Source organism: Geodermatophilus maliterrae (assembly GCF_041018925.1).
Lineage (GTDB): Bacteria > Actinomycetota > Actinomycetes > Mycobacteriales > Geodermatophilaceae > Geodermatophilus > Geodermatophilus maliterrae.
Genome location: NZ_JBFNXQ010000058.1, coordinates 1 through 14,368, shown reverse-complemented (window position 1 = coordinate 14,368; position 14,368 = coordinate 1). Strand labels below are relative to the sequence as shown.

Here is a 14,368-nt window from a genome sequence, read left to right as displayed (position 1 = left end):
GCCGGCTCGACCCGGCCTGACCGCGGCGGGCTGCCCGCGGCCGTACGCTGGCTCCCGATGAGCAGCGACCGGTCCGGGGAGCCCGCCGACGTCGTCCCGGGAGACGAGTCCCCGTCCGGAGCGGAGAGCACCGGCCGCCGGTCCCGCCGGCGGCGCGAGAAGCCGGAGAGCTCGCTGCTGCGCGAGCTGCCGGTGCTGCTGCTGGTGGCCTTCGTGCTGGCGCTGGTGGTCAAGACCTTCTTCGCGCAGGCGTTCTTCATCCCCTCCGGGTCGATGGAGCAGACGCTGCACGGCTGTCCCGGCTGCACCGGTGACCGGGTGCTGGTGAACAAGGTGCCGTACTGGTTCGGCGAGCCCGAGCCCGGCGACATCGTCGTCTTCCAGGGCCCCGACACCTGGGTGCCCGAGGTCGAGGTCCAGGAGCCGGCCAACTGGTTCACCGGCGCCCTGCTGTGGCTGGGCCGCACCGTGGGCGTCGCGCCGCCGAGCGAGGACGACTACGTCAAGCGGGTCATCGCCACCGGCGGCCAGACCGTGGAGTGCTGCGACGCGGAGGGCCGCGTGACCGTCGACGGCCAGCCCCTCGACGAGCCCTACCTCTACGAGAACACCCCGCTGGAGAGCCGCGGGTTCGACGCGGTGACCGTCCCCGAGGGCCGGCTGTGGGTGATGGGCGACCACCGTTCGGCCTCCGCCGACTCGCGCTCCCACGTCGGTGACCGCTACAGCGGCACCATCGCCGTCGACGACGTCATCGGCAAGGCCGCGCTCATCGTCTGGCCGGTGAACCGCTTCGGCACGCTCGACGACCCCGACATCCAGGGCGTCGAGGCATCGGCCGCACCCCCGTCCGGCTCGGCCGGTCCCGCGAGCCCCGTGGGCCCGGTCCTGCCGCCGGGGGCCGGTCTGGTCGGCGCGCTCCCCGTGACCGTCTGGCACCACCGGCGCCGGTCACGTCGGGTCGCCCGGCGCGGGCCCGGCTGAGCCCCGCACCTGCAGCACGACGGCGTCGTCCCCTCGGGGGCGGCGCCGTCGTCGTCTGCCCGCCCGACTGTTCCGACGCCATTCCCGGGAATGGCGTCACCATGTCGACAATGCGCGGGAGGACCCGGTGGTGTTTCTCCTGTGACGAGGACGGCACATTGTCGCCCGACGCAGATTCTTTCCGGAAATCCCCGGAAAGTGTTCAAGCACCCGCCATTCCACTCCGATGAGGTGTTCGAGAGCAACTCGGTCCACCGAAATGGAGTACGTCGTGTCCGCACCCATGGCGAGCGCCGCCCGAGGCGTCACCCGCGTCCTCGTCCTCGCCGACGCCCCCGTCCTGCGCCGCGGTCTGATCAGCATGATCAACGAGACCGCCGGCATGCAGTCGGTCGGCACCCCCGGGGAGCTGCGCCGCGCGCTGACCCTGGTGGAGACCGCCCGTCCCGACGCCGTGGTCGTGGAGATGGGCGCCGGCCGCGCCGCCACCCTGAACGTCGTCCGGGACCTGCGCCGCCGCTTCCCGCGGGTGGCCATCGTGGCCCTGGCGACCTCCGAGGACCCCGCCGTGGTGAACGAGGCGATCGCCGCCGGTGTCCGCGGTTACCTGATGCTCAACACCTCGCCGACCCTGCTCGGCTGGGCCGTCCTGGCCGTCCGCGCCGGCCGTACCATCGTCGACCCGCAGATCCGCCGGGTCGAGCCCTCGGCCACGCCGGCCGGCAAGCCGCTGACCCCCGAGGTGCCGCTGACCCGCCGCGAGTCCGACGTCCTCGACGAGCTGATCCAGGGCCAGTCCAACCGCCAGATCGGCCGCAACCTCTTCATCAGCGAGGACACGGTCAAGTCGCACGTCAAGGCGATCCTGCGCAAGCTCGGTGCCCGCGACCGGGCCCATGCGGTCTCGCTGGTCCTCTCGTCGCGCAACTCGGGCACCTGCACCTGCGGCGCCCACGGCCTCACCACTCCGGCCTCGGCCCCGGCCCCGGCCTCGGCCGAGGTCTGACCCCGACGCCCGGGCCCGGCGCGCGACCGCGCCGGGCCCGGCGCACCCCAACCGGACCGTCCGCCTCCTCGGCGGTCCGCACGGGGCGCCCCCGCCGCGCCTTCACGGGCCCGGCTCCGGTCCGCGGGCCGGTCCCCACTGTCCCCGGGGACCGGCCCGCGGTCGTCCCGGCGTCCGGCCCTCCGGCCCACCCGGCACCGTCGTACTGTCGGACGGCGATGGCCGGCCGTCTTCCCCCAGCCCACCGGGTCTCCGCGGCACCGACCGCCCGCACCCGCCGTCCTCCTCCGTTCGAGGAGCGCACCGACGCCCTCTGGGACATGGAGCGCTCGCTGCACCGCCGCGGCTTTCCCGCCGTGGCCGGTGCCGACGAGGCCGGGCGCGGTGCCTGTGCCGGGCCGCTCGTCGCCGCGGCGTGCGTCCTGCCCGCCGGCCGGCGCGGCCGCGTGCCCGGGCTGGCCGACTCCAAGCTGCTGACCGCCGCCGCCCGCGACCGGGTCTACGACGAGGTCGTCGACCGCGCGCTCGCCTGGTCGGTCGTGGTGATCCCGGTGGCCGACCTCGACGCGCGCGGCATGCACGTGACCAACCTCGAGGCGCTGCGCCGGGCGGTGGTCGCGCTCGACCCCGCGGCCGACTACGTGCTCACCGACGGGTTCGTCGTGCCCGGGCTGGGACGGCCGAACCTCGCCGTCTGGAAGGGCGACCGCGTCGCCGCCTGCGTCGCCGCGGCCTCGGTGCTGGCCAAGGTGACGCGGGACCGGATCATGCTCGACCTGCACGAGCGGTTCCCCCAGTACGACTTCGCGGTGCACAAGGGCTACACGACCGAGGCGCACACCGCCGCGCTCGAGCGTCACGGCCCCTGCCCCGAGCACCGGTCCCGCTTCGTCAACGTGGTCCGCGCCCGCGACGCACACGCCGGTCGGGAGCTCCAGCTGACCGGTCCCGGCGGCATGGTCGATGATGGGGACATGCGCGCTGTGTCCGGAGAGCCTCGATGAGCACCGAGGACCTGGAGAAGTACGAGACCGAGATGGAGCTGCAGCTCTATCGCGAGTACCGGGACATCGTCCGGCAGTTCACCTACGTGGTGGAGACCGAGCGGCGCTTCTACCTCGCCAACTCCGTCGACCTGCAGGTCCGCGAGGCCGGCGGCGAGGTGTTCTTCGAGCTCAAGCTCTCCGACGCCTGGGTCTGGGACATGTACCGGCCGGCGCGCTTCGTGCGCAACGTCCGCGTCCTGACGTTCAAGGACGTCAACGTCGAGGAGCTGGACAAGCCCGACCTCGAGCTGCCGGACGGGCCCCGGCTCTCCTGATCTCCCGCTCACACCCGGCAGGCTGACCGCCTGCACCGACCGGACCGTGCCGGCCGTCCACAGCCCGGCGCCCCGTCCACAGACCTCCGTCCGGGCCGCTCGCCGGCCGTCGGCCGGGTCACGGTCGGCGCGTGTCCACGACCACCGATCTCGGCAGCCACGGCGAGGCCGTCGCCGCGACCTACCTCACCGACGCCGGGCTGCGCGTCCTCGACCGCAACTGGCGCTGCCGCGACGGTGAGCTCGACATCGTCGCCCGTGACGGGACGGCGATCGTCTTCTGCGAGGTGAAGACCCGCCGCGCCACCGGCTTCGGCCACCCGGTCGAGGCGGTCACGCCGGCCAAGCAGCGGCGCCTGCGCACGCTGGCCCAGCGCTGGCTGGCCGCCCACGACCAGCACGCCCCCGACCTCCGCTTCGACGTCGTCGGCGTGCTCGTGCGGCCGGAGCGCCCGCCCCTGGTGACGCACCTGCGCGGGGCGTTCTCGTGACGCTGGCGCGCACCTGGTCGGTCGGCCTGGCCGGGGTCACCGGCGCGATGGTGGAGGTCGAGGTGGACATGTCCGCCGGTGTGCCGGGGGTGGTGCTCGTCGGCCTGCCCGACGCCGTGGTGCGCCAGTCGGTCGACCGCGTCCGTGCGGCGGTGGTGAACACCGGCGCCTCCTGGCCGCTGCGGCGGATCACCATCGGGCTGTCCCCGGCGTCGATGCCCAAGCAGGGGAGCGGCTTCGACCTGGCGCTGGCCGCTGCCGTCCTCGCCGCGGCCGGCGCCGTCCCCACCGACGCCGCCGACGGGCTCGTGCTGCTGGGTGAGCTCGGGCTCGACGGCTCGGTGCGGGCGGTCCGGGGCGTCCTGCCGGCGGTGCTGGCGGCCACGGCGGCCGGGCACGGCACCGTCGTCGTCCCGGCCGGCAACGCGGAGGAGGCCGCGCTCGTGCACGGCGTCGAGGTCCTGCCGGCCGCGACCCTCGGCGACCTGGTGGCCCACCTGTCCGGCCGCGCCCGCCTGTCCCCGCACGTGCGCGGCCCGCTGCCTCCGCCGGCGCCGGCACCCGACCTCGGCGACGTCGTCGGGCAGGCCGCCGGGCGGCGCGCGGTCGAGGTGGCGGCGGCCGGCGGGCACCACCTGTTCCTCACCGGACCGCCGGGCGCGGGCAAGACGATGCTCGCCGAGCGGCTGCCCGGTCTGCTGCCCGTCCTCGACGAGCGGGCCGCCCTGGAGGTCACCGCCATCCACTCGGTCGCCGGCACGCTGCCGCCCGGGGCGCCCCTGGTGAGCCGGCCGCCGTTCGAGGCGCCGCACCACTCGGCGACGATGGCGGCGCTCGTGGGCGGCGGCTCGGGCGCCATCCGTCCCGGTGCCCTCTGCCGGGCCCACCGGGGCGTCCTCTTCCTCGACGAGGCGCCGGAGTTCCCCCGGTCGACCCTCGACACGCTGCGCCAGCCGCTGGAGCGGGGCGCGGTCACCATCGCCCGCGCCACGGCATCGGCGACCTTCCCGTGCCGCGCTCAGCTGGTGCTGGCCGCCAACCCCTGCCCGTGCGCCACCGCGGCCGGGGACGCCGCCTGCACGTGCACTCCGCTGGAGCGGCGCCGCTACCAGGCGCGCCTGTCCGGCCCGCTGCTCGACCGCATCGACCTGCGGGTCGACCTGCCACCGGTGACCCGCGCGGCGTGGCTGGGTGGCGGGAAGCCGCCGGAGTCGACCGCCCGGGTGTCCGCCCGGGTGGCGGCCGCGCGGGCAGCGGCCGCGGCCCGGCTGGACGGCACGGGCCTGACGCTCAACAGCCAGGTGCCCGGCCGGCTGCTGCGCGAGCGCTGGGCGGTGCCCCGGCCGGCGCTGGCTCTGGCCGAGCGGGCGCTCGACCGCGGGGTGCTGTCCGTGCGGGGGCTGGACCGGGTGCTGCGGGTCTCCTGGACGCTGGCCGACCTGGCCGGGCGCACGGTCCCCGGCAGCGACGACGTGGCCGAGGCGCTCGGCATGCGGCTGCAGCGGGTGGCGGCGTGAGCGAGCTCGTGCCGACGCTCGACGAGGACCTCGAGGAGGCGCTCGCCGGGCCGGCGGCGGTCGACGGCACGGGCGTCCCGGGCATCCGGCGGGCCCGGGCGTGGCTGACCCGCGCGGCCGAGCCCGGCTCGGTCGGCCTGTGGCGCTGGGTCGACGACGTCGGGCCGGTCGCGGCCGTGCGTGCCCTGCGGGCGGGGACGGCCCCGGAGCACGCCCGCGCGCTGGTCGGCGTCCGCGCGGAGGAGGACGCCAGCCTCGCCGACCTGCGCCGCGCCGAGCGCTGCGGTGCGCGCCTGGTGGTCCCCGAGGACGACGAGTGGCCGGCCCTGCCGCTGCACTCGCTCACCGTGGCCGTCGTCGCCCACGCCGGGGAGCCCGAGCAGGCCGACCGGACGACGGCGCTGGTACCGCCGGTGGCGCTGTGGGTGCGCGGCACGGCCCGTCTCGACGAGGTGGCCGACCGGTCGGTCGCCGTGGTCGGCGCGCGGGCGTCCACCGCCTACGGCGAGCACGTGGCCGGCGAGCTCGGCCACCAGCTGGGGGAGCGGGGCTGGACCGTGGTGTCCGGTGGCGCCTACGGCATCGACGCGGCGGCCCACCGCGGCGCCCTGGCCGCCGGGGCGCCGACGGTCGCCGTGCTGGCCTGCGGCGTCGACCGGCCCTACCCGGTGGCGCACTCGGCGGTGTTCGCCCGCATCGCCGACACCGGCGGCCTGCTGGTCAGCGAGTGGCCGCCGGGTGCGGCTCCGCACCGGCACCGCTTCCTCGTCCGCAACCGGCTCATCGCCGCGCTCACCCGTGGCACGGTGGTCGTGGAGGCGGCCGCCCGCTCCGGCGCGCAGGCCACGGCCCGGCGGGCCCGCGGGCTGGGCAAGGAAGTGCTGGTGGTGCCGGGTCCGGTGACCAGTGCGATGTCGGTCGGCTGCCACGAGCTGCTGCGCGACGAGGAGACGGGCGCGCGGCTGGTGACCGGCGCGGCGCAGGTGGTCGAGGCGGTGGGCGGCCTCGGGACCGACCTCGCCGAGCCACCGGAGCGACCCGCGGGCCCGCGCGACGGGCTCTCGGACCTCGCGCGACGGGTGCTCGACGCCTGCCCGGTCCGCGTCGGCGTCAGCGCCGAGCGGCTGGCCGCCGTCGCCGCCTGCGACCCGCTGGAGGCCATGCGGGTGCTGCCCGCGCTGGAGCTCGCCGACCTCGTGCAGTGGACCGGCACCGGCTGGCGGCTGACCCCGCCGCCGAAGCGGAGGGAGGGCCACGGCGCGGGCGGGTGACGCCGGGCGCCGGTGACCCGGTGGGCCGTCAGGCCGGGCCCGCCGCGGACGCGACCTGTGGTCCGGTCGCCCGGCGGCCGTTGCGCCAGACCGCCCTGACGGCCCGCGTGCGGGTGATGTCGTGTCCGGGGTCGCCGTCGACCAGCACGAGGTCCGCGCGTCTGCCCGGTGCGAGGGTGCCGCGGTCGTCGAGGCGGAAGGCCACGGCCGGGGCGCTGGTCGCTGCCGCCAGGGCCGCGGCCGGGGGCAGGCCTGCCTGCACCAGCAGGTCGAGCTCGTCGTGCAGGCTGACGCCGTGGGCGACACCCGGGCTCGACGCGTCGGTCCCGGCCAGCAGCGCGACGCCCGCCCGGTGCAGCCGGCCGACGGTCGACATCGCGATGTCCAGGTCGGCCCGCGCACCCGGCCCGACCGGGAAGTCCGTCTCGAGCAGCGCCCGCTGGCCGCGGTCGATGCCCGGTCCGAGGTACGGGTCGGCTGCCAGGGCCGGGCCCCGGCTCCGCCCCGCCCGGGCGGCCAGCGAGGTCAGGGTGGGGACGACGAACACGTCCCGGCGGGCGGCGGCGTCCAGGAACTCCTGCGACGCCGGCTCGTCCACGAACAGGTGGGCCAGCCCGTCCACGCCCGCGTCGACGGCGAGCAGCGCGTGGGCCCGCGTGAGCGCGTGGGCCACGACGAGCAGACCCCGGGCGTGCGCCGCGAGGACCAGCGCCCGCACCGTGTCGGCCGTCAGCGAGGGGCACGGGCGCCCGGTGGTGGCGCCGTCCTCGAGGACGATCTTCAGGTGGTCGGAGCCCTCCGCGACCCGGTCCGCGACGAAGGCCTCGGCGTCCCGCGGTCCCGCCACGGTGGGGAAGGGTGCCAGCAGGCCCCTGTCGACCAGCGCGGTCGGGTGCCCACCGGGAGCCGTGGCGCCGGTCCCCGCCGAGCGCAGGTCGGCCATCCCCGGGTCGGACGACGCCTGCCGCCGGAGCGAGCGCACGAGGGCCGGATCGGCGAACATGTCCAGCTCCGTGGTGACCCCGGACCGCAGCGCTGCCTGCAGAGCGCCGGGGTGCACGTGGACGTGCGCGTCGACCAGACCGGGCAGGACGGTGCCCCCCTGGGCCGCGATGACGGGTGTGCCGGCCGGAGGTGTCAACCGGGTGCCGACCGCGGCGATGCGCCCGTCGACGACCAGCAGGACACCGGGGGGCAGGAACCGGTGCCCGTCGAAGACCTGGGCTCCCTCGATCAGGAAGCTGTCGGTCGCGCCGTCCACGCCGTCCACGCCGTCCACGCCGTCCCCCCTCGTCCGGTCAGAGCCTGGAGTGCCGGCCGGGCAGGCGCAACGCCCTCCCCGGGCGGGCGTGGGTCCCCCCGACCGGGCGCGGGTGCGCAACGGCTGTGGCGGCGGTGGCCTCCGACTCCGTGGCGGGCAACCGACCGGCGCGGCGGCTTGACCGCCGGGGGACGCCGTCGGACGGTCGGGGCGTGACCGCCCGCACCGCCGATGCCCGAGCCGCGCTGCCACCGGCGCTCGCCGCGGCCCTCGAGGGCTACGAGCGGGGGCTGCACGAGGAGCGCGACCTCTCCGAGCACACCGTCCGGGGCTACGTCACCGACGCCGTCTGGCTGCTCGACCACCTCGCCCGGCGAGGCGGCACCGGGGTCGGCGAGCTCGACCTCGCCGTCCTGCGGAGCTGGCTGGCCCAGGGCCGCACCCGCGGTGCCAGCCGGGCGACGACCGCCCGCCGCGCCGCGGCCGCCCGGTCGTTCACCGCGTGGCTGCGCCGGTCCGGCGTGACCCCCGAGGACGTCGGCCTGCGGCTGGTCAGCCCCAAGGCGCACCGCACGCTGCCCGACGTGCTCGCCCCCGACCAGGCCCGCGCGGTCGTCGAGTCGGCCGGCGGCTCCGACGACCCGGTCGGCCTGCGCGACGCCGTCGTCCTCGAGCTGCTCTACGCCAGCGGCATCCGGGTCAGCGAATTGGTCGGCCTCGACGTCGACGACGTCGACCGTGGCCGGCGGCTGCTGCGGGTCCTCGGCAAGGGCCGCAAGGAGCGCAGCGTCCCCTACGGCGCCCCGGCCGAGCAGGCGCTCGACCAGTGGCTGACACGCGGCCGCCCCGCCCTGGCCATCGCGGACTCCGGTCCGGCCCTGCTGCTGGGGCTGCGCGGCCGGCGGCTCGACCCGCGCGAGGCCCGGCGCACGGTGCACGCCGCCGTGGCCCGCGCGCCCGGTGCCCTCGACGTCGGCCCGCACGGGCTGCGCCACTCCGCGGCGACCCACGTGCTCGAGGGCGGCGCCGACCTGCGGTCGGTCCAGGAGCTGCTCGGCCACGCTAGCCTCGCCACGACGCAGATCTACACGCACGTGACGGTCGAGCGCCTCCGTGCGGTGCACGCGCAGGCACACCCGCGGGCCTGAGCGGAGCGCCGACCGTGCCGGACGACCACCTGCCGGACCCCCAGACGCCGGACCCCACCGTGTCCACCCTGTCCGTGCCCCCGCCCGCGGCGGGGTCCCGAGCCCACCAGAGAGCGGGAGTGCGAATCGTGCCCGAGGCGACCATCCACCGGATCGGCGAGTCCGACGAGGACGCCGACGCAGCGCTCGCCGAACTGTGGGCGCAGTACGTCACCGACCGCGCCCCGGCCCTCCGCGACCGGCTGATCCTGCACTACGCGCCGCTGGTGAAGTACGTCGCCGGCCGGGTCGGCAGCGGCCTGCCCGCGCACGTCGAGCACGCCGACCTGGTCTCCTACGGCACCTTCGGGCTGATCGACGCCATCACCCGCTACCAGCCCTCGCGCGAGGTCAAGTTCGAGAGCTACGCGATGTCGCGCATCCGCGGCGCGATCATCGACGAGCTCCGCAGCACCGACTGGATCCCGCGGTCGGTGCGGATGAAGGCGCGCCAGTTCGAGCGCACCGTCGCCGCCCTCGAGACCCGGCTGCAGCGCAGCCCGACCGAGGAGGAGGTGGCCACCGAGATGGACATGGACGTCGAGGAGGTCCGCAAGTTCCTCGGCCAGCTCTCCCTGGTCAACGTGGTGGCCCTCGACGAGCTGCTCACCGACGACGACGGCGGTGCGCCCCGGCTGGTCGACACCCTGCAGGACGCCAACGCCCTCGACCCGCAGGCCGTCGCCGAGCACGGTGAGGCCCGCCAGCTGCTCGCCCGCGCCGTCGAGCAGCTGCCGGAGCGGGAGAAGGTCGTCGTCAGCCTCTACTACTTCGAGGGCCTGACCCTGGCCGACATCGGCCGCGTCCTCGGCGTCACCGAGAGCCGGATCTGCCAGCTGCACACCAAGGCCGTCCTGCACCTGCGCACCAAGCTCGCCGACATCGCCTGAGACCGCCCGGGCCCCGACCGGGCCTCCTCCCGGGGCCGGCGCGGTGTCAGCCCAGCGGGAGGAGCCTGACCTCGGGCGGGCGCAGCAGCGCCAGCGGGTCGAGATGGGTCTGCCCGCGGCGCAGGCCCCAGTGCAGGCAGGCCGCGGCCGGGCAGCCCTCGTGACCGGCCAGCACCGTGCCGAGCGGGGAGCCGCGGGCCACTCCCTGACCGGCGGCGACGGCGGGCTGCACCGGCTCGTAGGTCGTCCGCAGCCCGTCCGCGTGGTCCACGCTCACCACCGGCCTCCCGGCGACCATCCCGGTGAAGACGACCACGCCGTCGCCGGCGGCCCGGACCACGGTCCCCGGCGCCCCGGCGAGGTCGGCACCCCGGTGTCCGGGCCCGTACGGCGACAGTGGCGGCTGGAACGGCCGGGTCACCGTCGGCGGGTCCCCGAGCGGGGACGTCCACGCCGGGGAGCCGACGACCGGGGGCGGGGGCTCGGCGACCGCCGGAGCGGCCCCGAGGACCGCGGCGACCGCGAGCAGCGCGACGACGAGGGGCCGGGCGGGCGCGAGGACGGGCACCCCGGGAGCCTCGCCGTCCGCCCGGCCGCGAGACGCCGTGGCCGCCGGGCTGTGGACGGCGCCGACGGCGGGGGAGGGGCACACCGGCCGCGGCGTATGCTGTCCGGTGCGGCCCGCCCCGGCGGGCCGACTCCGCGCGTCCTCCTCCCGCCGCTCCGGCGGGGCAGCCCCACCTCGGTCCCGGTCCCCCCGGGTCGGTGGCGCCGCAGGACGCCAGGGCGGTGCGCCACCCGGCGCCCGCGTCAACCGAGGAGCGCGGCCGCCCGTCGGCCGTGCGCACGACAGGAAGGCTGCACATGGCAGTCGTCAGCATGAAGCAGCTGCTCGACAGCGGCGTCCACTTCGGGCACCAGACCCGCCGCTGGAACCCGAAGATGAAGCGCTTCATCTTCACCGAGCGCAACGGCATCTACATCATCGACCTGCAGCAGACGCTCGGGTACATCGACAGTGCCTACGAGTTCGTCAAGCAGACCGTCGCCCACGGCGGCTCGATCCTCTTCGTCGGCACCAAGCGCCAGGCGCAGGAGGTCGTCGCCGAGCAGGCGCAGCGGGTCGGCATGCCCTACGTCAACCAGCGCTGGCTGGGCGGCATGCTCACCAACTTCCAGACCGTGCACAAGAGGCTCCAGCGGCTCAAGGAGCTCGAGGACATGGAGCAGACCGGCGTGCTGGTCAGCCTGTCCAAGAAGGAGCAGCTCGGCCTGACCCGCGAGAAGGCCAAGCTCGAGCGCAGCCTCGGCGGCATCCGCGACATGCAGAAGGTGCCCAGCGCCATCTGGATCGTCGACACGAAGAAGGAGCACATCGCCGTCGGCGAGGCCCGCAAGCTGAACATCCCGGTGGTGGCGATCCTCGACACCAACTGCGACCCCGACGAGGTCGACTTCAAGATCCCGGGCAACGACGACGCGATCCGCAGCATCACCGTGCTGACCCGCGTGGTCGCCGACGCCGTCGCCGAGGGCCTCATGGCCCGCTCGGCCGCGCAGGCCAACGCCGGGCGCGAGGAGGGCGGCGCCCCGGTCATCGGTGGCGACGAGCCGCTGCCGGACTGGGAGCGCGAGCTGCTCACCGGCCAGGCCGACGGTGCCGCCGAGGCGACCGCCGCCGAGGCCACCCCGCTCCCGGAGACCCCGGCCGCCCCGCCGGCCGTGACCGCCGAGGAGATCGCCCCCGTCGAGGGCGTGCCCGCCACCGGCGACACGTCCACCGGCACCCAGGGCGCCCAGAACGGCTGACCCGCCGGCGCCGCTGCCCAGCCCTCCGGGGGCGGGCAGCGGCGCCGCGGCACGTCCGCACCCACCCGCATCCAGACCCGTAGGGAAGTGACATGCCTGCCTTCACCGCCGCCGACGTCAAGCGGCTCCGCGACGCCACCGGCGCCGGCATGATGGACGCCAAGAAGGCCCTGACCGAGGCCGACGGCGAGTACGACAAGGCCATCGAGCTGCTGCGCATCAAGGGCGCCAAGGACGTCGGCAAGCGCCTCGAGCGCTCGACGACCAACGGCATCGTCGTCAGCCGGGACGGCGCGCTGCTCGAGCTCGACTGCGAGACCGACTTCGTCGCCAAGAACGCCGACTTCGTGGCCCTCGCCGAGCGCCTGCTCGACCTCGCGCTGCAGAGCAAGCCGGCCGACGCCGAGGCCCTGCTGGCCACCGAGGTCGACGGCCAGACCGTCGCCAAGCTGGTCGAGGCCGAGTCCGCCCGCATCGGCGAGAAGCTGGTCCTCTCCCGCTTCGCCGCCTTCGACGGCCCGACCGCGGTCTACCTGCACAAGCGCGCCACCGACCTGCCCCCGGCCATCGGCGTCGCGGTGCAGTACACCGGCGGCGACGAGGACGCCGCGCGCTCGCTGGCGATGCACATCGCTGCCGCCCGCCCGCGGTTCCTCACCCGCGACGAGGTCCCGGCCGAGGCCGTCGAGACCGAGCGCCGCGTGGCCGAGCAGACCGCCAAGGAGGAGGGCAAGCCCGAGCAGGCGATCACCAAGATCGTCGAGGGTCGGGTCAACGCCTACTACAAGGACTTCGTCCTGCTCGAGCAGCCGTCGATCACCGAGCCCAAGCGCACGGTGAAGCAGATCCTCGACGACGCCGGCCTCACCGTGGAGCGCTTCGCCCGCTTCGAGGTCGGCCAGGCGTAACACCAGCGGCAGGAAGGACCCCGCCACCCCCGATCGGCCCCGCCACAGGGGCCCGGCGCCGCGCATGCGAGGCGTGGGGGGTGGCGGGGTCCTTCGTCCGTCCCACTCGGGACGGGGCCGGTGGTGTGTCCGGGTCCCGCTGGCGCCGGGCGCGCGGTTTGGCAGGATCACGGGAACGTCGTCGAGCGAGGGATGAGCAGTTGACCGACACCGCCGCGCCGAGCACCTTCGCGCCCACGTCCGCACCGACCTCCGCTCCCACGGCCTTCCAGCCCGCCGACGGTGGGGGGTACAAGCGCGTCCTGCTCAAGCTCTCGGGTGAGGCCTTCGGCGGCGGCAAGGTGGGCGTCGACTCCGGCATCGTCCAGAGCATCGCCGAGCAGCTGGCCGACGTCGTCCACGGCGGCACCCAGGTCGCCGTCGTCGTCGGCGGGGGCAACTTCTTCCGCGGCGCGGAGCTCTCGCAGGCGGGCATGGACCGCCGGCACGCCGACTACATGGGCATGCTGGGCACGGTCATGAACTGCCTGGCGCTGCAGGCGTTCTGCGAGCAGGTGGGTCTGCAGACCCGGGTGCAGTCGGCGATCGCCATGGGCCAGGTCGCCGAGCCCTACATCCCGCGCAAGGCCGTCCGGCACCTGGAGAAGGGCCGGCTGGTCATCTTCGGTGCCGGCGCGGGCATGCCCTACTTCTCCACCGACACCGTCGCCGCCCAGCGTGCGCTGGAGATCGGCTGCCAGGTGCTCCTGATGGCCAAGAACGGCGTCGACGGCGTCTACGACGACGACCCGCGCACCAACCCCGCGGCCACCATGTACCACGACCTGGACTACGCCACGGTCCTCGCCGACCAGCTCAAGGTCGCCGACGCCACCGCCATCAGCCTGTGCATGGACAACCAGATGCCGATCGTGGTGTTCAACCTGCTGCAGGACGGCAACATCGCCCGCGCCGTGGCAGGTGAGAGGATCGGGACGCTGATCAGCCAGCCGGACTGAGCCCGGCGCCCGCCACGCGCAGCCGCACCCAGAGGGACGGCGGGGCACCCCGCCGCAGGAGGAGAGACCCGTGATCGACGACACCCTGCTCGACGCCGAGGAGCGGATGGACAAGGCCCTGTCGGTCGCGCGGGAGGACCTCGGCTCGGTGCGCACCGGCCGGGCCGCGCCGTCGATGTTCAACAAGATCCTGGTCGACTACTACGGCGCCCCCACGCCGGTGCCGCAGATGTCCTCGATCACCGTGCCCGAGGCCCGCATGGCGGTCATCAAGCCCTACGACAACAGCCAGCTGTCGGCCATCGAGAAGGCCATCCGCGACAGCGACCTCGGCGTCAACCCGACCAACGACGGCCAGATCATCCGCGTGGTGTTCCCGCAGCTGACCGAGGAGCGTCGCCGCGACCTGGTGAAGATGGCCCGGTCCAAGGGCGAGGACGCCAAGGTCGCCGTCCGCAACGTGCGCCGTCGCGCCAAGGAGGAGCTCGACCGCATCGCCAAGGACGGCGAGGCCGGCGAGGACGACGTGCGCCGCGCGGAGAAGGAGCTCGACGACCTCACCGCCCAGCACGTCGCGAGCATCGACGAGGCGGTCAAGAACAAGGAGGGCGAGCTGCTCGAGGTCTGAGCGCTCCGCCCGTCCCCTGCCATGACCTCCCGTCCCGACGCCCCCGGGGCCGGTCCGTCCGGCCCGGGTGGCCCGCGCCGGCCGGCCGCCCGCACGG

General features: G+C 75.5%; 15 protein-coding genes. 13 read left to right on the top strand and 2 right to left on the bottom strand.

All coding sequences use genetic code 11. The features are described from left to right. The first annotated feature begins 57 nt into the window (after positions 1 to 57). The 7 genes from lepB (at position 58) to dprA (ending at position 6,590) form a co-directional block, all read left to right on the top strand. Positions 58 to 984: a signal peptidase I gene (lepB, locus tag ABQ292_RS16970; RefSeq protein ID WP_369208508.1), complete on the top strand. Its 927-nt coding sequence runs from the start codon at positions 58 to 60 to the stop codon at positions 982 to 984. Positions 985 to 1,255: 271 nt separating this feature from the next. Continuing rightward, positions 1,256 to 1,990 carry a LuxR C-terminal-related transcriptional regulator gene (locus ABQ292_RS16965; protein WP_369208506.1) on the top strand — a complete coding sequence of 245 codons (735 nt, stop codon included), beginning with the start codon at positions 1,256 to 1,258 and terminating at the stop codon, positions 1,988 to 1,990. A gap of 320 nt (positions 1,991 to 2,310) precedes the next feature. Then, positions 2,311 to 2,994 (top strand): ribonuclease HII, encoded by a 684-nt coding sequence (locus ABQ292_RS16960; RefSeq protein WP_438940601.1) that lies wholly within the window; start codon positions 2,311 to 2,313, stop codon positions 2,992 to 2,994. After that, on the top strand, positions 2,991 to 3,311 hold the full coding sequence (locus ABQ292_RS16955) for a DUF2469 domain-containing protein (RefSeq protein WP_110005697.1): 321 nt from the start codon (positions 2,991 to 2,993) through the stop codon (positions 3,309 to 3,311). The genes ABQ292_RS16960 and ABQ292_RS16955 overlap by 4 nt, the downstream gene beginning before the upstream one ends. A 131-nt stretch (positions 3,312 to 3,442) precedes the next feature. Further along, entirely contained in the window at positions 3,443 to 3,802 is a 360-nt protein-coding gene (locus ABQ292_RS16950) for a YraN family protein (RefSeq protein WP_369208501.1), read from the top strand. Further along, on the top strand, positions 3,799 to 5,319 hold the full coding sequence (locus ABQ292_RS16945) for a YifB family Mg chelatase-like AAA ATPase (RefSeq protein ID WP_369208499.1): 1,521 nt from the start codon (positions 3,799 to 3,801) through the stop codon (positions 5,317 to 5,319). Before ABQ292_RS16950 ends, ABQ292_RS16945 begins: the two co-directional genes overlap by 4 nt. Continuing rightward, complete coding sequence (gene dprA, locus ABQ292_RS16940) at positions 5,316 to 6,590, top strand: DNA-processing protein DprA (protein WP_369208497.1); 1,275 nt, start codon at positions 5,316 to 5,318, stop codon at positions 6,588 to 6,590. The genes ABQ292_RS16945 and dprA overlap by 4 nt, the downstream gene beginning before the upstream one ends. Before the next feature lie 28 nt (positions 6,591 to 6,618). Here dprA and ABQ292_RS16935 read toward each other — a convergent pair whose 3' ends face one another. Beyond that, a complete protein-coding gene (locus tag ABQ292_RS16935) occupies positions 6,619 to 7,869 on the bottom strand; it encodes an amidohydrolase family protein (RefSeq protein WP_369208495.1) in 1,251 nt (416 codons plus the stop codon). Between the two features lie 194 nt (positions 7,870 to 8,063). Between ABQ292_RS16935 and ABQ292_RS16930 the strand changes: the two genes are divergently transcribed. Together ABQ292_RS16930 and whiG are read left to right on the top strand one after the other, a co-directional pair. Then, positions 8,064 to 8,999: a tyrosine-type recombinase/integrase gene (locus ABQ292_RS16930; protein ID WP_369208493.1), complete on the top strand. Its 936-nt coding sequence runs from the start codon at positions 8,064 to 8,066 to the stop codon at positions 8,997 to 8,999. Between the two features lie 128 nt (positions 9,000 to 9,127). Then, the gene (gene whiG / locus ABQ292_RS16925) at positions 9,128 to 9,928 is read left to right on the top strand and encodes an RNA polymerase sigma factor WhiG (RefSeq protein ID WP_369208491.1); all 801 of its coding nucleotides are present in this window, start codon (positions 9,128 to 9,130) and stop codon (positions 9,926 to 9,928) included. 46 nt (positions 9,929 to 9,974) lie between these two features. Here the strand turns inward: whiG and ABQ292_RS16920 are convergent, their stop codons facing one another. After that, complete coding sequence (locus ABQ292_RS16920) at positions 9,975 to 10,496, bottom strand: M23 family metallopeptidase (RefSeq protein ID WP_369208489.1); 522 nt, start codon at positions 10,494 to 10,496, stop codon at positions 9,975 to 9,977. A gap of 296 nt (positions 10,497 to 10,792) precedes the next feature. Between ABQ292_RS16920 and rpsB the strand changes: the two genes are divergently transcribed. The 4 genes from rpsB to frr all read left to right on the top strand — a co-directional run bounded on the left by rpsB (position 10,793) and on the right by frr (position 14,271). Next, positions 10,793 to 11,737, top strand: a complete 945-nt coding sequence (gene rpsB, locus ABQ292_RS16915; protein ID WP_369208487.1) for a 30S ribosomal protein S2 — start codon at positions 10,793 to 10,795, stop codon at positions 11,735 to 11,737. 92 nt (positions 11,738 to 11,829) lie between these two features. Further along, complete coding sequence (tsf, locus tag ABQ292_RS16910; RefSeq protein WP_369208485.1) at positions 11,830 to 12,645, top strand: translation elongation factor Ts; 816 nt, start codon at positions 11,830 to 11,832, stop codon at positions 12,643 to 12,645. A 200-nt stretch (positions 12,646 to 12,845) separates the two neighbouring features. Continuing rightward, on the top strand, positions 12,846 to 13,643 hold the full coding sequence (gene pyrH, locus ABQ292_RS16905; protein ID WP_438940600.1) for a UMP kinase: 798 nt from the start codon (positions 12,846 to 12,848) through the stop codon (positions 13,641 to 13,643). A gap of 70 nt (positions 13,644 to 13,713) precedes the next feature. Next, positions 13,714 to 14,271 (top strand): ribosome recycling factor, encoded by a 558-nt coding sequence (gene frr / locus ABQ292_RS16900; RefSeq protein WP_369208483.1) that lies wholly within the window; start codon positions 13,714 to 13,716, stop codon positions 14,269 to 14,271. The last annotated feature ends 97 nt before the right edge of the window (positions 14,272 to 14,368 follow it).